Raw genomic sequence first — 20,361 nt, 5'->3', positions numbered from 1 at the left:
TTTCCGTGTCCGTTAGAACTGCAGGCCGGCTTCGCGGGCCGCTTCGGCCAGCGCCTTGACGCGGCCGTGGTACGCAAAACCTGCGCGGTCGAATGCAACCTTCTCGACGCCGGCGGCCTTGGCCTTCTCGGCGATCAGCTTGCCCACTTGCGAGGCGGCGGCGGTGTTGCCGCCCTTGCCCGCGCCGCCGAGCGACTTGCGCAGGTCGGCCTGGGCCGTCGAGGCCGTGGCCAGCACCTTGCTGCCGTCTTCGGAGATCACGGTCGCGTAGATGTGCAGGTTGGTGCGGTTCACCGTCAGGCGCGCAACACCCTGAGTCGCAATCCGGATGCGGGTCTGGCGCGAACGACGCAGACGCTGCTCTTTTTTGGTCAACATGATTGCGTTCCTTACTTCTTCTTGGTCTCTTTGATCGTGATCTTCTCGTCCGAATATCGGATCCCCTTGCCCTTGTAGGGCTCGGGCGGACGGATTGCACGGATCTCAGCGGCCACCTGGCCAACGCGCTGGCGGTCGGCACCCTTGATCACGACTTCCGTCGGGGTCGGGGTTGCCACCGTGATGCCAGCGGGCATGTCCTTGTTGACGGGGTGCGAGTAGCCCACCGTCAGGTTCAGCTTGGCGCCCTGGGCCTGGGCCTTGTAACCCACGCCGACCAGCGACAGCTTCTTCTCGAAGCCCCTGGTCACGCCGACCACCATGTTGTTCACCAGCTGGCGCATGGTGCCGCTCATGGCGTTCGCTTCACGCGACTCGTTGGCCGGAGCGAAGGACAGCTTGCCGCCCTCGCTCGTCACCTTGACCAGGCTGTTCAGGTGCAGCGACAGCGTGCCGCCGGTGCCCTTCACGTTGATCTGGTCTTCCTTGATCGACACATCCACGCCTTGCGGGACGGCGACCGGCATTTTTCCGACTCGGGACATTTTTGGTTCCTTCCCTTAAGCCACGTAGCAGAGCACTTCGCCACCGACACCGGTAGCGCGCGCCTTGCGGTCGGTCATCACGCCCTTGGGGGTGGTGACGATCGCCACGCCCAGGCCGTTCATGACCTGGGGAATGGCATCGCGGCCCTTGTAAACGCGCAGGCCGGGACGGCTCACGCGCTCGATGCGCTCGATCACCGGGCGGCCGGCGTAGTACTTCAGCGCGATTTCAAGCTCGGACTTGCCGTCTTCGGTCTTCACCTGGAAGCCGTCGATGTAGCCTTCGTCTTTCAGCACCTGCGCGATGGCAATCTTCACCTTGGAAGAGGGCACCGACACCGTGGGCTTGGCCACCATCTGCGCATTGCGGATGCGCGTCAGCAGGTCGGCAATGGGATCACTCATGCTCATTTAATGTCTCCTGCCTTACCAGCTGGCCTTGACCATGCCGGGGATGTCCCCTGCAAAGGCAAGTTCGCGGATCTTGTGGCGCACCAGACCGAACTGGCGGAACGTGCCGCGGGCGCGACCGGTGATCGCGCAGCGGTTGCGCTGGCGGGTCGGGTTCGCGTTGCGGGGAATCTTCTGCAGGCCCAGGCGGGCGGCTGCGCGCTCTTCCTCGCTGCGCTTGAGGTCGCTGGCGATCGCCTTCAGCTCGGCGTGTTTGGTCGCGTACTTGGCGACCAGTTTGTCGCGCTTGAGTTCGCGCTGGATCAAAGCTACTTTAGCCACGGTGCACCCTCAGTTCTTGAACGGGAAACGGAAGCCAGCGAGAAGCGCCTTGGCCTCCTCGTCGTTCTTGGCCGTCGTGGTGATGCTGATATTGAGACCGCGCAGGGCATCGACCTTGTCGTATTCGATCTCGGGGAAAATGATCTGCTCTTTCACGCCGATGTTGTAGTTGCCGCGGCCGTCGAAGGCGCGGCCGGAAATGCCGCGGAAGTCGCGCACTCGCGGCAGGGCCACGGTGACGAAACGGTCCAGGAACTCGTACATCTTGACGCCGCGCAGCGTCACCATCGTGCCGATGGCCTGGCCTTCGCGGATCTTGAATCCCGCGATGGCCTTCTTGGCCTTGGTCACGACCGGCTTCTGGCCGGCGATCTTGGTCAGGTCGCCAACTGCGTTGTCCATGACCTTCTTGTCGGCGACCGCTTCCGAGACACCCATGTTCAGGGTGATCTTGGTCAGGCGCGGGACCTGCATCGGCGACTTGTAGCCGAACTGCTTGGTCAGCTCGGGAACGATCTTTTCGCGATAAACCTGTTGAAGACGTGCCATGGTCATGCCACCTTGATTTCTTCGCCGCTGGACTTGAAGACGCGAATGCTCTTCCCGCCGTCCTGCAGCTTGATGCCCACGCGGTCGGCCTTGCCGGTCGCGGCGTTGTAGATAGCGACATTGGACTGGTGGATCGGCATTGCCTTTTCCACGATGCCGCCGGTCGCGCCCTTGAGCGGGTTCGGCTTGGTGTGCTTCTTCACCATGTTGATGCCGTCGACGATCAGGTGCGAGTCGTCCTTGCGCAGCGAGACCTTGCCCCGCTTGCCCTTGTCACGGCCCGCGAGCACGATGACTTCGTCGCCTTTGCGAATCTTGTTCATGAACGCGTCCTTAGAGAACTTCGGGGGCCAGGGACACGATCTTCATGAACTTCTCGGTGCGCAGTTCGCGCGTGACCGGGCCGAAGATGCGGGTGCCGATGGGCTCCAGCTTGTTGTTGAGAAGAACGGCGGCATTGCCGTCGAACTTGACCAGGGAGCCGTCGCTGCGACGGATGCCCTTGGCGGTGCGGACGACCACTGCGCTATAGACTTCGCCTTTTTTGACGCGTCCGCGCGGAGCGGCTTCCTTGATGCTGACCTTGATGATGTCGCCCACGCTGGCGTAGCGACGCTTGGAACCGCCCAGCACCTTGATGCATAGGACGGACTTCGCGCCGGTGTTGTCGGCGACTTCGAGCCGGGATTCTGTCTGGATCATTTTTCAATATTCCCAACTTGTATCCGCAGCAGGCTGCGGATCAGTCTTGGGCCCGTCGTCGGCGCCGTGAACCACTCACGGCGTTTCCTTTGGGCAAGATACTGCGCTCGATAAAAAGCGCAGCCTGCGATTATGGCAAATGGTTATCGACCTGTCAACTGATCTGCTTGGGCCGGCAACGACAGGTAGAGCCCAGCCAGCTCCTGGAACTCGTCCACGCGGGGCTCCGAGCCCGTTTCCTCCTGCAGGATGGCGCCGACCTGGGGCGCCAGCGAGGCCGCCAGGCGGGCGTCCAGGAACAGCAGGCGCCAGCGCCGGGCCAGCACATCCTCCACCGTCCGGGCATATTCGCGCCGCGCCGCAAAGCGGACCATCGCCTCGGTCAGGCCCCCGCCCAGCAGGCGGGCGGCCCCGGGCAATTCCCGCAGGGCAGCCTGCTCGCTTCCATATGTATGAGAGCCTTGCGGCTCGCTGATCGGGCGCCGGCCTCCCGCCGGGCCATCGCCGCCGATCAAAGTCAAGTTTGCGGTCACTCCTGCCGCAACCCTTGACAGCAGGCCCTCGTCGAAACAGGTCTGGAGCACGTCCTCGGCCATCGCCCGGTAAGTGGTCCATTTGCCGCCGGTCACCGTGACCAGGCCGCTGGCGCTGGCCAGCACGGTGTGCTCGCGGCTGAGTTTCTTGGTGTTCTGGCCGTCTTCGTCCTGCGGCTTGACCAGCGGCCGCAGCCCCACCCACATGCTGCGGATGTCCGCCGCCTGTGGCGCGCGCGCCAGGTAGCGCGCCGACTCGCCCAGGATGAAGTCCAGCTCCTCCTGGAACGGGCGGGGTTCCAGCGGCAGGTCGCCGCGCGGCGTATCGGTCGTCCCCAGGATCAGCTTTCCCAGCCAGGGGACGCCGAACAGCACCCGGCCGTCGGCCGTCTTGGGCACCATCAGCGCGTGGGTGCCGGGCAGGAAGTCGCGGTCCACCACGATGTGCACGCCCTGGCTGGGCGCCACCATCGGCCGGACCGGGCGGCCGATGGCTTCGCCGTCGAGCTGGCGCAGCGCGTCCACCCACACCCCGGCTGCGTTGATGACGCAACGTGCCTGCAGCTCGAACGCCTGCCCGGTTTCGCTGTCGTGGCAGCGCAGTCCGCTGACCTTTCCGCCCGTATGCACCAGGCCGTCGACCGGACAGTAGTTGACGACCAGGGCGCCGCGGGCAGCAGCGGTGCGCGCCAGCGCCACGGCCAGCCGGGCGTCGTCGAACTGGCCGTCCCAGTACTTGACCCCGCCCTTGAGGCCCTCGCGGCGCAGGGTGGGCAGCAGCGCCAGCGTCTCGCTGCGCGAGAGGAATTCGGTCGACCCCAGGCCCGCCTTGCCGGCCAGCGCGTCATAGGCCTTCAGCCCGGCGCCATAGAACGGCGTTTCCCAGAACTTGTAGGAAGGCATGACGAAGGCCAGCGGCTGGGCCAGGTGCGGCGCATTGCGCAGCAGGTTCGAGCGCTCGTGCAGCGCCTCGCGCACCAGCGAAATGTTGCCCTGCGCGAGGTAGCGCACGCCGCCGTGGACCAGCTTGGTGGCCCGCGAGGAGGTGCCCTTGGCGAAATCGTGCGATTCCAGCAGCACCACCGAGAAGCCCCGGGCGGCTGCGTCCAGTGCCACCCCGAGCCCGGTGGCGCCGCCGCCGATGATCGCCACGTCCCATGTTGTCGTTTGTGAAAGCCGGGCGAGCAGGTCCTGTCGGGTCATGCGGCGATTTTCGCCGACTCCCGACGCTAGACTTCCGGGCATGAGCACCATCACCGCAATCGGGCAGCAGGCGATCGCCTTCATCGGCGGGGGCAACATGGCCAGCGCCATCATCGGCGGCCTGCTCCGCGAGGGCCTCGCGCCGGCCCAGATCGAGGTGGTCGAGCCGTTCGCCGAGGCGCGCCTGCGCCTGCAGTCGCAGTTCGGCGTGCAGGCGCAGGAGCACGCCGGTCCGGCGCTTGGCCGCGCCCAGCTGGTGGTGTGGGCGGTCAAGCCGCAGACCTTCAAGCAGGCGGCGCTGCAGGCCCGCAGCCATACGGGCAAAGCACTGCACCTGAGCGTCGCCGCCGGCATCCGTTCGGACAGCATCGCGGCGTGGCTCGGCACCGAGCGGATCGTGCGCTCCATGCCCAACACGCCGGCGCTGGTCGGCAAGGGCATGACGGCGCTGTTCGCGCGGCCGGCGGTGACGGCAGCCGATCGCGACCTGGTCGAACAGGTGATCGCCACCACCGGCGAATCGCTCTGGGTGCAGGACGAAAAACAGCTCGATGCGGTGACGGCGCTGTCCGGGTCCGGCCCGGCGTACGTCTTCTTCTTCCTGGAAGCGATGACCAAGGCCGGCGTCGAGATGGGCCTGTCGCCGCAGCAGGCGCACCAGCTGGCCGTCGGCACCTTCGTGGGCGCCTCCGAACTGGCCCGGGCATCCGACGAGGCGCCCGAGGTGCTGCGCCAGCGGGTGACCTCCAAGGGCGGCACCACCTACGCCGCCATCGCCTCGATGGAGCAAGACCAGGTCCAGGCGCTGTTCGCCAAGGCCTTGCACGCCGCGAACACCCGCGCCAGGGAACTGGGCGACGAATTCGGCGCCTGAATTCAGCGCAGCGCGTAGCCGGCGACGACGCCGGCGAACACGGTGAAGCCCAGCCAGTGGTTCAGGCGGAAGGCCTTGAAGCAGCCCTCGCGGCTGCGGTCGCGGATCAGCGCGAAGTGCCAGGCGGCCTGCGCCCCCGCCAGCGCGATCGCGCCCGCCACCACCGCCGGCGCCATCCGCTGCAGCAACACGCCGCTCCAGATCGCCAGGTAGGCGCCGTAGCAGCACATCACGACGGCGACGTCGGCCCTTCCCAGTGTGATGGCCGAGGTCTTCATGCCGATCCGCAGGTCGTCGTCGCGGTCGACCATCGCATATTCGGTGTCGTACGCCAGCACCCAGAACAGGTTGCCCAGCAAGAGCACCCATGCCAGCAAGGGAACCCGCGACTGCACGGCGGCGAACGCCATCGGGATGCCGAAGCTGAAGGCCACGCCCAGCACCGCCTGCGGCATGGACACGTAGCGCTTGGCATAGGGGTAGGCCAGTGAAATCGCCAGCGCCGCGAACGACCAGGCGATGGCGGCCGCATTGGTGGTCAGCACCAGCGCGAAGGCCAGCAGCGCCAGCACCGCGCCGAACAGCAGCGCCTGCCGGACCGACAGCGCGCCGCTGGTCACCGGCCGCTGCGCGGTGCGCTTCACGTGCTTGTCGAACTCGCGGTCGGCGACGTCGTTGACGCAGCAGCCGGCGCTGCGCATCAGGAAGGTGCCCAGCGTGAACACCACCAGCAGGTGCCAGCCCGGAAATCCGCTGGCGGCGATCCACAGCGCGGACAGCGTCGGCCACAGCAGCAACAGCCAGCCGGCCGGCCGGTCCCAGCGGATCAGGTCGAGGTAGAGCCGGACCCTGGAGGCGGACGCCATCACAGCCCGAGTTGCCGCAGGTCGAGCCGGCCCTGCGCCAGCGGCGGGCACCACAGATAGGCGCCGCTGACCGGTCGGGAGATCCGGAACATCGCATCCACCACGTCGTCTTCCTCGCCGGCCATGCGGCGCATCTGCACCTCGAACGCGCGATGCGAGTTGCCGAAGGCCACGAACATCAGGCCGCTCTGCATGCCCATGGTCCAGGGCATGGAGCGGCGCAGCATGAACGCGGGCGGCTCGAAGCTTTCCTGCGCCGTGCGCTTCACGTGGGCCGAGGTCGGCGAATCCTCCAGCTCGAAGTTGTCGGACAGCCGGCGGCCGACATGGTGGTCGCGGTCTGCCTCGCCCAGCCGGTCGAATGCGTCGAAGTCGTGCACCCACTGCTGGACCGCCACGTAGCTCGAACCGTCCAGCCCCGGCCCGGCGCCATGGACCAGCGCCGCCTGCTGCGCCAGCTCGCCCTCGGGATTCTCGGTGCCGTCCTCGTAGCCGGTCAGGTCGCGGCCGGTGCCGTGCCGGAACGCATCGACCACCTGGCCCAGCTTGAACGCCGGATGCAGCAGCGCCACCAGCCGGCGCGACAGGTGCAGCAGGTCGCCGCGATCCTCTCCGCGCAGCCAGCACCACAGAGCCATGGGCGTGGACGGCACTTGCACGCCGCGGCCGCCGATCGGCGGCAATTCGCCCAAGCCCGGCACCGTCGCCCCGAGCGCGGCCGCCAGCCCCGGGCCGATGCCCACCACCAGGCCCTTGCCATCGGCCGCGGTGGCCAGCCGCCCGAGCGCTTCCGGCAGCGCCGACATGGCGCCGGCCTCGGTGCCGATGCTGAAGGAGACATAGCGCGCCGCCGGGGGCACGCGTTCGAGGATGCCGGGTTGTGCAGGGCTCATGCGCCAATATTAGTCGCCGCCGGCCGGCCACTGGAGCCGCGCCACGCCCCGCGGGGGGCTCAGGAGAGGCGCTTCACCCCGGGCAGCTCGCACGCGTAGACCGCGTTGCGCAGCGCGGCGATGGCTTCGTAGCGGGTGAAGCTGCGGCGCCACGCCAGCACCACGCGCCGGGTCGGCGGGTCGCCGTCGAACGGGATGTATTTGACGAAGGCCTGGTCGTCGCGCCGCCTTTTCCCCTTCGGCTCGAGCGCGTCCTTGGGCACCGACAGCCGCGGCACCAGCGTCACGCCCATGCCGGCGGCCACCATGTGCTTGATGGTCTCCAGCGACGAGCCCTCGAAGCTCTTGCGGATGCCTTCGGCGTCGCTGGAGAAGCGGGCGAACTCCGGGCAGACCTCCAGCACGTGGTCGCGGAAGCAATGCCCGGTGCCGAGCAGCAGCATCGTCTCGCTCTTGAGCTCCTGGGCCGTAATCGTCTTGCGGCTGGCCAGGGGATGGGTAACCGGAACGGCCGCCAGGAAGGGCTCGTCGTACAGGTGCGCGATCGCCAGGCCGGTATCGGGGAAAGGCTCGGCCATGATGGCGCAGTCGATCTCGCCGGTGCGCAGCATCTCCAGCAGCTTGATGGTGAAGTTCTCCTGCAGCATCAGCGGCATCTGGGGCGAGCGGTCGATCGCCTGGCGCACCAGGTCCGGCAGCAGGTAGGGGCCGATGGTGTAGATCACGCCAAGCTTGAGCGGGCCGGCCAGCGGGTCCTTGCCGCGCTTGGCGATCTCCTTGATGTTGGCAGCCTGCTCCAGCACGCTCTGCGCCTGCCGGACGATCTCCTCGCCCAGCGGCGTCACCGTCACTTCGTTGGCGCTGCGCTCGAACAGCTTGACCTCGAGCTCCTCTTCGAGCTTCTTGATCGCCACGGACAGCGTCGGCTGCGAGACGAAGCAGGCCTCGGCCGCCTTGCCGAAGTGCTTTTCCCGCGACACCGCAACGATGTACTTGAGTTCCGTAAGCGTCATGAGCCGTCGATTGTCGCGCATCCCGCACCGGCCTGATCAGCTTGCGCTTCAGGCCTTGAGGTAGTCCTGGCGCCCGCCCAGCCAGCGGGCGACGTGTCTTTCCGCCAGCTCGCGATGCCGGTCCAGCAGCACCGGCGCCAGCCGGCGCGCCGCCTCCAGCAAGTCGGTGTCGGTCGCCAGGTCGGCGAAGCGCAGCAGCGCAGCGCCCGACTGGCGCGCGCCGAGGAATTCGCCCGGGCCGCGGATCTCCAGGTCGCGCCGGGCGATCTCGAAGCCGTCGCTGGTCTCCACCATGGCGCGCAGCCGCGAGCGCGCCGTCTCCCCCAGCCGGCCGCCCTCGCCGGAGAAATAGAGCAGCACGCAAGCCGAGGCAGCGGCGCCGCGCCCCACCCGGCCGCGCAGCTGGTGCAGCTGCGACAGGCCGAAGCGCTCGGCGTGCTCGATCACCATCAGCGAGGCGTTGGGCACGTCGACCCCGACCTCGATCACGGTCGTCGACACCAGCACGCCCATCCGGCCGCTGGTGAACAGGGCCATCACGGCCCTCTTCTCCGCCGGCGGCATGCGGGAATGCAGCAGGCCGATCATCACGCCCGGCAGCGCCGCGCCCAGCGCTTCATGCGTCGCAGTGGCATTGGTCAGGTCCAGTGCCTCGCTTTCCTCGATCAGCGGACAGACCCAGTAAACCTGCCGGCCCTGCGCCAGCTGGCCGCGGATGCGCTGGATCACCTCGTCGCGACGGCTGTCGGCGACCAGCTTGGTGACGACCGGCGTGCGGCCGGGCGGCAGCTCGTCGATCGTCGACACGTCCAGGTCGGCGTAGTAGCTCATGGCCAGCGTGCGCGGGATCGGCGTGGCCGTCATCATCAACAGGTGCGGCTCCCGCAGCGCGTCGACCAGCTTGCTGCGCAAGGCCAGCCGCTGGGCCACGCCGAAGCGGTGCTGCTCGTCGATGATGGCCAGCGCCAGGTTGCGGAACTGCACCTGCTCCTGGATCACGGCGTGGGTGCCGATCACCAGCGCCGCCTCGCCGCTGGCCACCAGCTGCAGCATCTCGGCGCGCTCCTTCTTCTTCTGGCTGCCGGTCAGCCAGGCCACCCGCTGGCCGCGCGGCGCGAGCAGGGGTTCGAGCCAGCCGATCAACTTGCCGAAGTGCTGCTGCGCCAGGATCTCGGTGGGCGCCATCAGCGCGCACTGCCAGCCGGCCTCGATCGCGATGGCTGCCGCCAGCGCGGCGACGATCGTCTTGCCCGAGCCGACGTCGCCCTGCAGCAGCCGGTGCATCGGCAGCTCGCGGCCGAGGTCGCGGGCGATCTCCTCGCTGACCCGGTGCTGGGCGCGCGTGAGCTGGAACGGCAGCGCCGCCAGCAGCTGCTCCGGCAGCGAACCGGCAGCGGCTGCACGCAGCGCCGGCGCGCTCAGCGCGGCGCGCTCCCGCTTGCTTTGCAGCTGCGACAGTTGCTGCGCCAGCAGCTCCTCGGCCTTGAGCCGCTGCCAGGCCGGATGGCTGCGGTCTTCCAGCGCGGCCAGCGACACCTCCGGCGTCGGCTGGTGCAGGAAGCCCAGCGAGCGACGCAGGTCCCATCCCGGCTGCAGCCCCATTTCCTGGTCCACCGCCGCCGGCAGCGTCGGCGACAGGTCGGCGCGCTTGAGCGCGCCCAGCACCGCCTTGCGCAGGTAGTTCTGCGGCAGGCTGGCCGAGGTCGGATAGACCGGCGTCAGCGCCTGCGGCAGCTCGCCTTCGGCCGGGCGGCAAACGGGATGCACCATCTGCCAGCCGAGGAAGCCGCCCTTGAGCTCGCCGCGGGCGCGGATCCGGGTGCCCACCGCCAGCGCCTTTTGCTGCGAGGGATAGAAACTGAAGAAGCGCAGCACGCAGCTGTCGCCTTGGTCGTCTTGCAGCGTCACCACCAGCTGGCGGCGCGGCCGGAAAGCGACCTCGCACACGGTGACGGTGCCCTCGATCTGCACCGTGTCGCCCTCGCGGGCGCCGCGCAGCGGGACGATCCGGGTTTCATCCTCGTAGCGCAGCGGCAGGTGCAGCGCCAGGTCGATGTCGCGGCCCAGCCCCAGCTTGAGCAATGCTTTCTGCGGGGCCGAAAGAGCCGGGGACAAGGGCATGGGACAATTCTGCCTTCTCTCGTCCTTCTTCTTGGAACGGGGCCGTCCGCCCCTCAAGCATGCGCAATTTCACTCTCGGCGACTTCGATTTCGCCCTGCCTCCCGACCTGATCGCCCAGCACCCGGCCGCCGAACGCGCCGGCTCCCGGCTGCTCGATGGCACCGGCGCGGGCCCCGTGGACCGCCAGTTCCGCGACCTGCCGGCGCTGCTGCGCGCGGGCGACCTGATGGTGTTCAACGACACGCAGGTGGTGAAGGCGCGCCTGTTCGGCGAGAAGCCCACCGGCGGCAAGCTGGAACTGCTGATCGAGCGCGTGCTGCAGGACCGCGACGTGGTCGCCCACATGAAGGTGAGCAAGAAGCCGCCCGTGGGCACCACATTGCAGATGGTCGGCGGCTTCAGCGCCACGCTCACCGGCCGCTGGCCGCAGGAGGACGGCCCGCTGTTCCGCTTTACCCTCAGCGACGATCCCTACGCATTGATGGAGCGGCACGGCCACGTGCCGCTGCCGCCGTACATCACCCACGCCGATTCGGCCGAGGACGAGCGCCGCTACCAGACCGTGTTCGCGAAGAACCCGGGCGCGGTCGCCGCCCCGACGGCGGCATTGCATTTCGACCAGCCGATGCTGCAGGCGCTGGACGCCATGGGCGTGCAGCGCGCGACGGTGACGCTGCACGTGGGCGCCGGCACCTTCCAGCCGGTGAAGACCGAGAACCTGGCCGAGCACCGGATGCACAGCGAGCGCTACGCCGTTCCGCAGGCGACGCAACGGGCGCTGGCCGAGGTCCGCGAGCGGGATGGCCGCATCGTCGCGGTCGGCACCACCACCGTGCGGACGCTCGAGTCCTACGCCCTGAGCGGCGAGGCCGAAGGCGACACCAGCATCTTCATCACGCCCGGCTTCCGGTTCCGCTCGACCGACCTGCTGCTCACCAACTTCCACCTGCCCAAGTCCACGCTCATGATGATGGTCAGCGCCCTGGCTGGCTACGATCGCGTCATGGCTCTCTACCGGCACGCGATCGCGCAGCGCTATCGTTTCTTCAGCTATGGCGACGCAATGCTGCTCGCCCGCACACCCGATGCTTGAATTCGAACTCCTCAAGACCGAAGGCCTGGCCCGGCGCGGCCGCCTGACCCTGAACCATGGCGTAGTGCAGACGCCGATCTTCATGCCGGTGGGAACCTACGGCACGGTCAAGGGCGTCACGCCGCGCTCGCTCCAGGAGATGGACGCACAGATCATCCTGGGCAACACCTTCCACCTGTGGATGAGGCCGGGCCTGGACGTGATCGAGCAGTTCGGCGGGCTGCACCGCTTCGAGCGCTGGGACAGGCCGATCCTCACGGACAGCGGCGGCTTCCAGGTGTGGAGCCTGGGCGAGATGCGCAAGATCGCCGAAGAGGGCGTGAAGTTCGCTTCGCCGGTCAACGGCGACAAGCTGTTCCTCACGCCCGAGATCTCGATGCAGATCCAGACCCTGCTGAACTCCGACATCGTGATGCAGTTCGACGAGTGCACGCCCTACGACACCAAGGGCCACATCACGACCGAGGCGGAGGCCAGGATCTCGATGGAGCTGAGCCGGCGCTGGGCGTTGCGCTGCAAGGACGAATTCGCGCGACTGCGCAACCCGAACGCGCTGTTCGGCATCGTCCAGGGCGGCATGTTCGAGTCCCTGCGCGAGGAATCGCTGGCGGCGCTGGTGGAGATGGATTTCCCCGGCTACGCGGTGGGCGGCGTCAGCGTCGGCGAGCCGAAGGAAGAGATGCTGCGCATCGTGGCGCACACGCCGCACCTGTTGCCGCCGGACAAGCCGCGCTACCTGATGGGCGTCGGCACGCCGGAAGACCTGGTCGAAGGCGTAGCGCAGGGCGTGGACATGTTCGACTGCGTCATGCCGACCCGCAACGCGCGCAACGGCCATCTCTTCACCCGCTTCGGCGACCTGAAAATCCGCAACGCGCGCCATCGCACCGACGAGCGGCCGCTGGACGAGACCTGCACCTGCTACGCCTGCAAGGGGACGACGGCAGCGGGCGGCGCCGTCGAAGGCGGCTTTTCGCGCGCCTACCTGCACCACCTGGAGCGCTGCGGCGAGATGCTCGGCCCGATGCTGGCCAGCATCCACAACCTGCACTATTACCTGAACCTGATGCGCGAGGTCCGGGAGGCGCTCGATGACAGGCGCTTCGGAGCGTTCGTGCAGCAGTTCAAGGCCGACCGCGCGCGCGGCGTCTAGCTACAGCAGCTGCGCCACCCGCGCCTGCAGCAGCGCCGGGCTCACCTGCCCGGGCGCCACCGGCGCTCCCACGTTCAGCCCCACCCGGCTGAACATGCCGCGCCGGAACGGCCGCACCATCGCGCCGCCCTGCTCGATGCGGCTGAAGAAGGAGCCCCACAGGTTGGTCAGCGCCATCGGGATCACCGGCACCGGCTGCTGCTCCAGGATCTTCATGATGCCGCCCCTGAATTCCTGCAGATGGCCATCGCGCGTGATGCCGCCCTCCGGGAAGATGCCCAGCAGGTCGCCCTCGCGCAGCACCTGCGCTGCGGCAGCGAACGCCGCCTCGTAGGCCGCGGGGTCCTCCGAGCGCGGCGCGATCGGGATCGCCTTGGCCAGCCGGAACAGCGCGCCCAGCACCGGCACCTTGAAGATCCGTTGGTCCATGACGAAGCGGATCGGCCGCGGGCTGGCCGCCATCAGCAGCACCGCGTCGATGTAGCTCACATGGTTGCAGACCAGGATCGCGGCGCCGGCCACCGGGATGCTCTCTTCCCCCCGGATGCGGAACCGGTAGGCGAAATGCGACAGCACCCACGCGATGAAGCGCAGCAGGTATTCCGGCACCAGCAGGAAAATGTAGGCCGCGACGACCGCGTTGGCCAGCCCCACCAGCAAGAAGATCTGCGGCACCGTCGCCCCTATCGACAGCAGCAGGCCGGCGATGACCGAGCTGGCGATCATGAACAGGGCGTTGAGGATGTTGTTGGCCGCGATGATCCGGGCCCGGTGCGTGCGCTGCGAGCGCAGCTGGATCAGCGCATACATCGGCACGCTGTACAGGCCGGCGAACAGGCTGAGCAGGGCCAGGTCCGCCATCACGCGCCAGTGCGCATGCACGGACAGGAACTGCGCCAGGGTGAGGGCGTCCGCCGGCGGCAGTGCGCGCGAGGCGAAATACAGGTCCACCGCGAACAAGCTCATGCCGATCGCGCCCAGCGGCACCAGGCCGATCTCCACGTGCCGGCGCGACAAGACCTCGCACAGCAGCGAGCCGGTGCCGATGCCGACCGAGAACACCACCAGCAGCAGCGAGGCCACCTGCTCGTCGCCGTGCAGCACCTCCTTGGCGAAGCTGGGGAACTGGCTGAGGAACACGGCGCCGAAGAACCACATCCAGCTGATTCCCAGCAGCGAGCGGAACACCACGATGTTGCCGTGCGCCAGCTTGAGGTTGCGCCAGGTTTCACTGACCGGATTCCAGTTGATCTTCAAGCCGGGGTCGGTCGCGGGCGCCGGCGGAATGAACTGCGCCACCGCCCGCCCGACCAGCGCCAGCGCAACGCAGGCGATCGCCACGTCGTGCCGCCCGACATCCGGGATGGCGACGATCACGCCGCCGGCCACGTTGCCCAGCAGGATGGCGACGAAAGTCCCCATCTCCACCATGCCGTTGCCGCCGGTGAGCTCGCGCTCCCCCAGGACCTGCGGCAGGTAGGCGAACTTCACCGGACCGAACAGCGTCGAGTGCAGGCCCATCAGGAAGGTGCAGGCCAGCAGCACCGCGACGTTGCCGTTCCAGAAGCCCCAGGCCGCCAGCAGCATGATGCCGATCTCCAGGTTCTTCACGAACCGGATCACCGTGGTCTTGTCGTACTTGTCGGTCAGCTGGCCGCTGGTGGCGGAGAACAGCAGGAACGGCAGGATGAACAGCGCGCCGATCACCAGGCCCGCCATCGCCGGCGGCATCCAGCCCACCTGCAGCTGGTAGGTGACCATCACCGTGAAGGCGAACTTGAACAGGTTGTCGTTGCCGGCCCCCGAGAACTGGGTCCAGAAGAAGGGCGCGAAGCGGCGCTGGCGCAGCAGCGCGAACTGGTTGGGATGGGCCTGCGCCGAAGGCTCGGCCGCGGCCTGTGCCGTCACTGTCGTCATTGAATTCCTCCTCTGGGGCTCACGCATGGCCGGCATCGCGGCGGGCTGCGGGCCTGTTGGTCGTGGCGCCTGGCGCATTCTGCCGTGGTTCGGCCGCCGCGCGCAGCGCAGCAACCACCGGGAAGGCGGCCAGCGCCGCGACCACATGCTTGAGCGTGTGCCCCGAGACCCAGTGTCCGGTCAGCGCGTAGATGCCCTGGTCGTTGATCTCAAGCAGCTTGGCGGCCGCGTAGCAGGCGATGACCGCCGCCAGCGGCAGCGGCAGCGTCCCCGCGCGGGCCGGTCGCAGTGCCAGGGCCAGCACCGCAGCCATGCCGCCGAACTGCAGCACGGCCCAGGGCAGGACGTTGCCCGAAGCGGACGCCAGATGCGCGGCCAGCGGCCCCAGCAGCAACACCGACAGCCCCAGCCAGGCGCCGGCGCGCTCGCTCACGCGGCCGGCGGCCGCCAGGCCCAGCAAGCCGGCGAAGGCAACGGCCATGGCCGAACGGTCGACCGCCAGCCCCGCATCGTCGGGCGCGATGTGATACCAGCCGGAGCCGGCGGCGGCGAGCAACAGGCCGCCGAAGAAGAGGGCTGCCATCGCACGCTGCACATTGCTCAGCGCCATGCGCGCCTGCCACAGCGCCGCCCCGCCCAGCAGCGCGGTCAAAACGAACGGGAGGTTGGACAGCACGTCCATCGCATGGGGAAGCTGCCACAGGGCGCGCTGGTCGGCGAAGCGGTGGTAGTCACCCGGCTGGCTGAGGGCCGGACCGAACACGGCGACGAGGAACAGTGCCACGGCCGCTGACAGCAGCACGGTTTCGGCACGGGACAAGGGCAGGCGCATCGGATCTCCTGGTTGGTCGAGGTGCCGCAGTGTCGACGGCGCGGCAGCGGCGGTGGCTAAAACACTCTACATTCGAGGCCCGATCCACCAACAGTATCGCTTTTCGATACTTTTCCAATGAGCACGACGGCCGACCTGGTGAGCACGCTGAAGCTCGAGCTGAAGGCTGCAGGGATGACCTACGCCGACCTGGCGAAGGCGCTGAAGATGGCCGAATCCAGCGTCAAGCGGATGATGGCCCGGGGCGACATGCCGCTGTCGCGGATCGACGCGATCTGCCGCGCACTGCGGCTGGACTTCGCCGAACTGGCGCGCCGGGTGGCCGACGCGCAGCCGCTGCTGCAGCAGCTGGCGCCCGAGCAGGAGCGCGCCGTGGTCGCCGACAAGAAGCTGCTGCTGTGCGCCATCTGCGTCCTGAGCCAGTGGACGCTGGAACAGGTGACGGCCGCCTACCGGCTGGACGAGGCGCAAGCGATCCGGTATTTCGCGCAGCTGGACCGGATCGGCATCATCGAGCTGCGGCCGCTGAACCGCTACCGGCTCAAGCTGGCCAAGACCTTCCGCTGGCGCCCGCACGGCCCGGTGATGAACTACTTCCGCGACAACGCGCTGCTCGATTATTTTTCCGGCGGCTTCGACGCGCCGGGCGAAGGGCTGCTGCTGGTGCACGGCTCGATCGGCCGCAGCCTGGCGCCGGCATTCCTGGAGCGCCTGCAGCGGGTGGCGCAGGATTTCGCGCAGCAGCACCAGTCCGACCAGAAGCTGGCGCAGAGCGAGCGCGAGGGCTACACGCTGCTGCTGGCGATGCGCAGCTGGGAGTTCGCCGCGTTCACCCGGCTGCGTCGTTGAAGCGCCTCAGAGCAGGCTGCTCGGACCGGTGTCCAGCGCCCGCGACGGCGCGATCTCGTCGCTGTCCTCGAACGCGCCGGCACCAGCCAGCTGCAGCGTGTCCGGACCGTGCGCCACGGTGGCGCCGTCCAGCGCCAGCTCGGCGCCCAGCCGGTTGAGCTGCTCGGCGAACTCGGTGCGCAGCAGGTTGCGGGTGCGGATCCAGTAATCGGCGCGGCGGCTCTGGCGGGCCCGCTTTTCCGGCGACAGCGCGGTCGCCGCCAGCTTCTCGTCGGAGTCCAGCGGCAGCACCATCCAGCCGTGATCGCCCCGGACCGCCTCGAAATGGTTCCAGATCGCGCCGTAGCTCTTGTCGATCTGGCGCGCGACCTCGCGGTAGCGGCGGCTCCAGCGGTACGGCCGCCCGTGCATGGGATGGCGCGCCGGGTCCAGCCCCACCAGCTTCAGGCCCCAGAAGCGGGCCAGTTCCTGCGCCACCCGCACCATCAGCACCGCCGGCTTCCAGCCGCTGAGCGCCTGGTTCAGTTCCACCGGCGACAGCCGCAGCACCGGATGGCGCTGCCCGCGCACGCCGCCGATCACGAAGCAGCCCTGGCCCTCGATGCGGAAGCGGCTGAAGGCCAGCGTCGCGGCCTCCATCGGCGCGGCGCGCTGCTGCACTTCCTGGGCCCGCTGCAGCACCAGCGTCAGCATCAGCTCGCCTTCCGGGCTTTGCGCCGGGGCGCGCTGCAGCTGAAGGCGCATGTATTCGTAGCCGCGCGGTGCCGCCAGGGTGGCGAGGATCAGCGGCTTGCCGGAGGTCAGGCGCTCGTAGGCGGCGGGCTTGAGGGCGGTTTCCAGCCAGTCGGCGTGGTCGATCAGCTGGACCACGCGGCCCGGCATGCTGGTGCCGCTGTTCACATAGGGCTGGACCGCGCGCAGGTATTCGTTGGGCAGGTCGGAGATGATTCCGCGCGAGCGCAGCTCGTACACCATCGCCATCCAGCGGCGCATCGCCTTGCCGTGCCATAGTGCGCCGCGCAGCGCGCGGGTTGCCAGCTGCAGGCGGGACGCCAGGTCGCCGGAAGCGGGCGCCAGGGCCCAGGGAATGCCGCTCCAGACGCTGGGCATCCGGTTCGAAGATGCCTTTGCCATGCAATCAGTCCGACGCAGATCGGAACACTGTCAAAACGCCAGTGTAGCCATACAGGTTGTGGCGGGCGATTTCGCCCCCGGCGAAAAAGCCCACCAGCGGCACGTCGCCCAGCGCATGGCGCACGATCTGCAGCTCGGCGCTGGGGCCGCCGAAGTGCGGCCCGCCGCGGCCCGCGCAGCTGATGTAGACGGCGCCGGCGATGCGGCTGGCCGGCCTGGAAGCGCGCAGCGCCGGCGGCGATTCCAGCGAAGCCGCGACCGGCTGCGGCATCTCCTCGGGCTCCAGCTCTTCGCGGATCTCGGCGCAGACGCGCATCAGGTCGGCGCGCGCCGCCTGCACGTCGCGCTGGCAGAACGCCATCCGCATGCCCGGCGTCACCTGCTGCGCGATGGCGACGCCGCGCCGGACCGGGTCCAGCCCGATGATGTGGCGCACCGTCACGTCGGCGCCGAAGTTGCCGGTGCGCCCGACCGCGTCGCTGCCGGCTTCGGTCAGGCCGACCAGCGTGGCCCGCAGCCGCGTCATCGCGGCCTGCGGCTGCTCCAGCGAGATGCCCAGGTCGCCCAGCAGCACATCCAGTGCCGGCTCGCCGTCCAGCTCGGTGAGAACATGGCCGTCGCAGCCGGTGATGATGCGCTGCGGCGCGACCGGCTGGCAGCCCTGGGTGACGCGCGAGACCAGCGACACCTCCTCGCCGAACGCCACGCCCGACAGTCCGCCGCGGAACACGCCGCCGGCGGCGCCGTGGCCCTTGATGTTGCCGTTGCCGCCGACTGCGAACTGCACCGGCTCGCCGCGGCCGGACACCAGCCCGCCGAACAGGTAGCCGGTGGCGGTGCGTGCCGCCATTTCGGCGATCAGTTCGGCCAGGTCGGGTGTGGAGGCATCGGCGTGGACCAGCGCGGTGTGCGGCTCGAAGCCCATGCCCTCGCCCACGCCCAGCGGTGCGACACCGGAGAACACGCGGTAGTGGTGCGACGGAATCTCGCACAGCATCACGGCCATGCCCGGCTCGTCGAAGTACTCGACGTTGTTGGACGCGATGCCGACACCGACGCCGCCGGACCAGTCCGTGACCTCGCGCAGTTCGGCGCTCAGGTGGTCCAGGATCTCCTGGGCCGCGCCGGCGTAATGGTCGGTGATATACAGCAGCCCCAGCGTCGGTGCGCTGGCGTGGCCGCGCAGGGCCATCTGCGCGCGCAGCTGCGCCAGCACCAGCGCAGCCGCCATCGGCCACTGCGGGTGGGTGGCGTGGCCGTAGGGGAACGGCTTCACGGGGACACCACCACTCAGCGGCCCGCCGCGCCGGCCTTGCGGGCTCCGACCTTGGCGCGGCTCGACTTGGCGCCGGCGCCGGCGCCCTTGCGGGCGGCGCCGGCCGTTTTGGCGGCCGTTTTGGCGGCAGCCTTGCCGGCGACCGCCAGGTCGCCGGCGGCGGGCGCCTGGGCCGCATCGCGCAATGCGCCGGCCGCGATCTCCTGGAACTGCGTGGTGAGCGCGCTCCACCACTGCAGCGGATCGACGACGCCGCCGCCGGCAGGCTTGCCGGCCTGGCCGTTGGCGCCGGCCGCCGGAGCGTTCTTCTTGCTGGCCCGGGCCCTGGCGACCGCATCGTTGGCGGCGCCCGCGACGCTGCCCGCGGCCGGGGCCGCCTTGTCCGCGCCCGTCGTGGCGGCAGCGGCGGCGGAGCGGCCATCGGGCTGGAGCTTGAGCGCGCTCGCGATCTCGCCCATGTTGAAGTTCATGCCCCGCAGCGTGGCCAGCGTCATCTTCTGCAGCTCCAGCGCCTGGATGGTGGCAGCCAGTGCCTTGGCGTTCTGGTCGAGCCAGAAGCTCACGGCCTTGAGTTCGCCGATGCGCTTGTCGAGCTCCTCGACGTTCAGCGTCGGCGCCACCCAGCTGGACAGGCTGGGCGTGGCCGGCTGCTGCGGCGTGCCCTTGCTCAGGTTCTGCAGGAAGTCGAAGCCGGGGACGAATTTGCCGAAGCCGAAGTTCTGTTGCTCGCTCATGTCCGCGCTCCTGGGGTCCGGGGGGTGCTGACAGCTTACCCCAAGGACGGTCCGCCGTTCAGTGCTTGTGAACGTCGGCGGCAGGGGCCGCACCGGGCGCGGCCTGGCCCACCACCAGCTGCGTCTCCACCCGGCTTTCGACGCCGTGGCCGTCCTTGAGCACCAGCGTCACGGGCACGCTGCTGCCCGCCGCCAGCGGCTGCTTCAGGTCCATCAGCATCAGGTGCAGGCCGCCGGGCTTGAGTTCCACGGTCTTGCCGGCCGGCAGCTCGACCGGGCCGGCCGGGCGCATCTTCATCACCTCGCCTTCCATCTTCATCTCGTGGATTTCGGCGACGCCGGCCACGGGCGAGGACACGCCGACCAGCCGCTGGCCTTCGCGCGCGGTCAGCAGCATGTAGCCGCCGGTTCCCTGCTGGCCGGGCACGCTGGGGCGCACCCAGCCCTGTTCCACCTTCACCGCCGCAGGCGCCTGCACCAGCAGCAGCACCGCCGGGGTCTTCATGCCTTCGGTGGAGGTGCCGCGCGCCGGCACGTCGCCCCAATCGATCCGGCCCTGTTCGCAGGTCTGCCTCACCTTCAGCCACAGCGGACCGGGCGTGGCCGGCAGCTTGCCGGCGATGGTGAATTCGGTCCTGGCGTGGGCCGGCAGCGCCGATTGCTTGTCCGCCGCGGTCCAGGTGACCTCGTTGCCGCGGCGCTCCAGCGTCCAGCCGGCCTTGGGCTGCGGCTGCGGATCGGCAAAGCCGGCCGGCAACTGCACCGACACCGCGGTGGTGGGCGAACCGTCGCAGCCGTGGCCGACGCGCAGCACGGCCTGGTAGCTGCTGCCGGCATCGGCACTGGCGTGTTGCAGGGAGACGTGGGCGAACGCCGGCGCGGCGAAACACAAGGCGAGCGAGCAGAGGGTCTTGAATGAAGTGTTCATGGTCGATGCGCAGCCGGCCAGGGCCGATCCGCTTG

General features: G+C 68.9%; 22 protein-coding genes. 4 read left to right on the top strand and 18 right to left on the bottom strand.

Features of this window, described 5'->3' with window-relative positions; genetic code table 11:
* Positions 1-12: 12 nt before the first annotated feature.
* The 8 genes from rplR to ACFPOE_RS05995 form a co-directional block, all read right to left on the bottom strand.
* Positions 13-378: a 50S ribosomal protein L18 gene (gene rplR / locus ACFPOE_RS06030; protein WP_376849117.1), complete on the bottom strand. Its 366-nt coding sequence runs from the start codon at positions 376-378 to the stop codon at positions 13-15.
* 11 nt (positions 379-389) lie between these two features.
* Positions 390-923, bottom strand: coding sequence for a 50S ribosomal protein L6 (gene rplF, locus ACFPOE_RS06025; protein WP_376849116.1), 534 nt, complete (start codon positions 921-923; stop codon positions 390-392).
* Between the two features lie 15 nt (positions 924-938).
* Positions 939-1,334 (bottom strand): 30S ribosomal protein S8, encoded by a 396-nt coding sequence (gene rpsH / locus ACFPOE_RS06020; RefSeq protein ID WP_376849115.1) that lies wholly within the window; start codon positions 1,332-1,334, stop codon positions 939-941.
* A gap of 15 nt (positions 1,335-1,349) precedes the next feature.
* A complete protein-coding gene (gene rpsN / locus ACFPOE_RS06015; protein ID WP_376849114.1) occupies positions 1,350-1,655 on the bottom strand; it encodes a 30S ribosomal protein S14 in 306 nt (101 codons plus the stop codon).
* A gap of 9 nt (positions 1,656-1,664) precedes the next feature.
* Positions 1,665-2,204, bottom strand: a complete 540-nt coding sequence (rplE, locus tag ACFPOE_RS06010; protein WP_376849113.1) for a 50S ribosomal protein L5 — start codon at positions 2,202-2,204, stop codon at positions 1,665-1,667.
* Positions 2,205-2,206: 2 nt separating this feature from the next.
* The gene (gene rplX, locus ACFPOE_RS06005; protein ID WP_376849112.1) at positions 2,207-2,527 is read right to left on the bottom strand and encodes a 50S ribosomal protein L24; all 321 of its coding nucleotides are present in this window, start codon (positions 2,525-2,527) and stop codon (positions 2,207-2,209) included.
* A gap of 10 nt (positions 2,528-2,537) precedes the next feature.
* Positions 2,538-2,906, bottom strand: coding sequence for a 50S ribosomal protein L14 (gene rplN / locus ACFPOE_RS06000; RefSeq protein ID WP_048438475.1), 369 nt, complete (start codon positions 2,904-2,906; stop codon positions 2,538-2,540).
* Between the two features lie 143 nt (positions 2,907-3,049).
* Positions 3,050-4,642, bottom strand: coding sequence for a glycerol-3-phosphate dehydrogenase/oxidase (locus ACFPOE_RS05995; protein WP_376849111.1), 1,593 nt, complete (start codon positions 4,640-4,642; stop codon positions 3,050-3,052).
* A gap of 40 nt (positions 4,643-4,682) precedes the next feature.
* Here ACFPOE_RS05995 and proC point away from each other — a divergent pair, with 40 nt between their 5' ends.
* Positions 4,683-5,516 carry a pyrroline-5-carboxylate reductase gene (gene proC, locus ACFPOE_RS05990; RefSeq protein WP_376849110.1) on the top strand — a complete coding sequence of 278 codons (834 nt, stop codon included), beginning with the start codon at positions 4,683-4,685 and terminating at the stop codon, positions 5,514-5,516.
* Positions 5,517-5,518: 2 nt separating this feature from the next.
* Here the strand turns inward: proC and ubiA are convergent, their stop codons facing one another.
* Genes ubiA through recG form a run of 4 tightly spaced genes read right to left on the bottom strand, consistent with a single transcriptional unit; the run spans position 5,519 to position 10,409 of the window.
* Entirely contained in the window at positions 5,519-6,382 is an 864-nt protein-coding gene (gene ubiA / locus ACFPOE_RS05985; protein WP_376849109.1) for a 4-hydroxybenzoate octaprenyltransferase, read from the bottom strand.
* Positions 6,382-7,275, bottom strand: coding sequence for a Dyp-type peroxidase (locus ACFPOE_RS05980; protein ID WP_376849108.1), 894 nt, complete (start codon positions 7,273-7,275; stop codon positions 6,382-6,384). The genes ubiA and ACFPOE_RS05980 overlap by 1 nt, the downstream gene beginning before the upstream one ends.
* A 59-nt stretch (positions 7,276-7,334) precedes the next feature.
* The gene (locus ACFPOE_RS05975; protein ID WP_376849107.1) at positions 7,335-8,288 is read right to left on the bottom strand and encodes a LysR substrate-binding domain-containing protein; all 954 of its coding nucleotides are present in this window, start codon (positions 8,286-8,288) and stop codon (positions 7,335-7,337) included.
* A gap of 48 nt (positions 8,289-8,336) precedes the next feature.
* Positions 8,337-10,409: an ATP-dependent DNA helicase RecG gene (gene recG / locus ACFPOE_RS05970; RefSeq protein ID WP_376849106.1), complete on the bottom strand. Its 2,073-nt coding sequence runs from the start codon at positions 10,407-10,409 to the stop codon at positions 8,337-8,339.
* A gap of 59 nt (positions 10,410-10,468) precedes the next feature.
* On the opposite strand from recG, the gene queA reads away from it, so the two are divergent.
* Positions 10,469-11,503 carry a tRNA preQ1(34) S-adenosylmethionine ribosyltransferase-isomerase QueA gene (queA, locus tag ACFPOE_RS05965; RefSeq protein ID WP_376849105.1) on the top strand — a complete coding sequence of 345 codons (1,035 nt, stop codon included), beginning with the start codon at positions 10,469-10,471 and terminating at the stop codon, positions 11,501-11,503.
* A complete protein-coding gene (gene tgt, locus ACFPOE_RS05960) occupies positions 11,496-12,656 on the top strand; it encodes a tRNA guanosine(34) transglycosylase Tgt (RefSeq protein ID WP_376849104.1) in 1,161 nt (386 codons plus the stop codon). Before queA ends, tgt begins: the two co-directional genes overlap by 8 nt.
* Here the strand turns inward: tgt and ACFPOE_RS05955 are convergent, their stop codons facing one another.
* Together ACFPOE_RS05955 and ACFPOE_RS05950 are read right to left on the bottom strand one after the other, a co-directional pair.
* Positions 12,657-14,573, bottom strand: a complete 1,917-nt coding sequence (locus ACFPOE_RS05955) for an MFS transporter (RefSeq protein ID WP_376849103.1) — start codon at positions 14,571-14,573, stop codon at positions 12,657-12,659.
* A gap of 19 nt (positions 14,574-14,592) precedes the next feature.
* Positions 14,593-15,405 carry a hypothetical protein gene (locus ACFPOE_RS05950; protein ID WP_376849102.1) on the bottom strand — a complete coding sequence of 271 codons (813 nt, stop codon included), beginning with the start codon at positions 15,403-15,405 and terminating at the stop codon, positions 14,593-14,595.
* 117 nt (positions 15,406-15,522) lie between these two features.
* Here ACFPOE_RS05950 and ACFPOE_RS05945 point away from each other — a divergent pair, with 117 nt between their 5' ends.
* A complete protein-coding gene (locus tag ACFPOE_RS05945; RefSeq protein ID WP_376849101.1) occupies positions 15,523-16,254 on the top strand; it encodes a helix-turn-helix domain-containing protein in 732 nt (243 codons plus the stop codon).
* Between the two features lie 6 nt (positions 16,255-16,260).
* Here ACFPOE_RS05945 and ACFPOE_RS05940 read toward each other — a convergent pair whose 3' ends face one another.
* Genes ACFPOE_RS05940 through ACFPOE_RS05925 form a run of 4 tightly spaced genes read right to left on the bottom strand, consistent with a single transcriptional unit; the run spans position 16,261 to position 20,326 of the window.
* Positions 16,261-17,388 (bottom strand): DUF535 family protein, encoded by a 1,128-nt coding sequence (locus ACFPOE_RS05940; protein WP_376849100.1) that lies wholly within the window; start codon positions 17,386-17,388, stop codon positions 16,261-16,263.
* Between the two features lie 4 nt (positions 17,389-17,392).
* Positions 17,393-18,664 carry an FIST signal transduction protein gene (locus tag ACFPOE_RS05935; protein WP_376849099.1) on the bottom strand — a complete coding sequence of 424 codons (1,272 nt, stop codon included), beginning with the start codon at positions 18,662-18,664 and terminating at the stop codon, positions 17,393-17,395.
* Positions 18,665-18,678: 14 nt separating this feature from the next.
* The gene (locus ACFPOE_RS05930; RefSeq protein ID WP_376849098.1) at positions 18,679-19,398 is read right to left on the bottom strand and encodes a PhaM family polyhydroxyalkanoate granule multifunctional regulatory protein; all 720 of its coding nucleotides are present in this window, start codon (positions 19,396-19,398) and stop codon (positions 18,679-18,681) included.
* A gap of 58 nt (positions 19,399-19,456) precedes the next feature.
* On the bottom strand, positions 19,457-20,326 hold the full coding sequence (locus ACFPOE_RS05925; protein ID WP_376849097.1) for a copper chaperone PCu(A)C domain-containing protein: 870 nt from the start codon (positions 20,324-20,326) through the stop codon (positions 19,457-19,459).
* Positions 20,327-20,361 lie beyond the last annotated feature (35 nt).

It is taken from the genome of Caenimonas terrae (assembly GCF_042655405.1).
GTDB classification, from domain to species: domain Bacteria; phylum Pseudomonadota; class Gammaproteobacteria; order Burkholderiales; family Burkholderiaceae_C; genus Ramlibacter; species Ramlibacter terrae_A.
The sequence above is the reverse complement of the archived record's forward strand: the minus strand, read 5'-3'. Positions and strand labels throughout refer to the sequence as shown.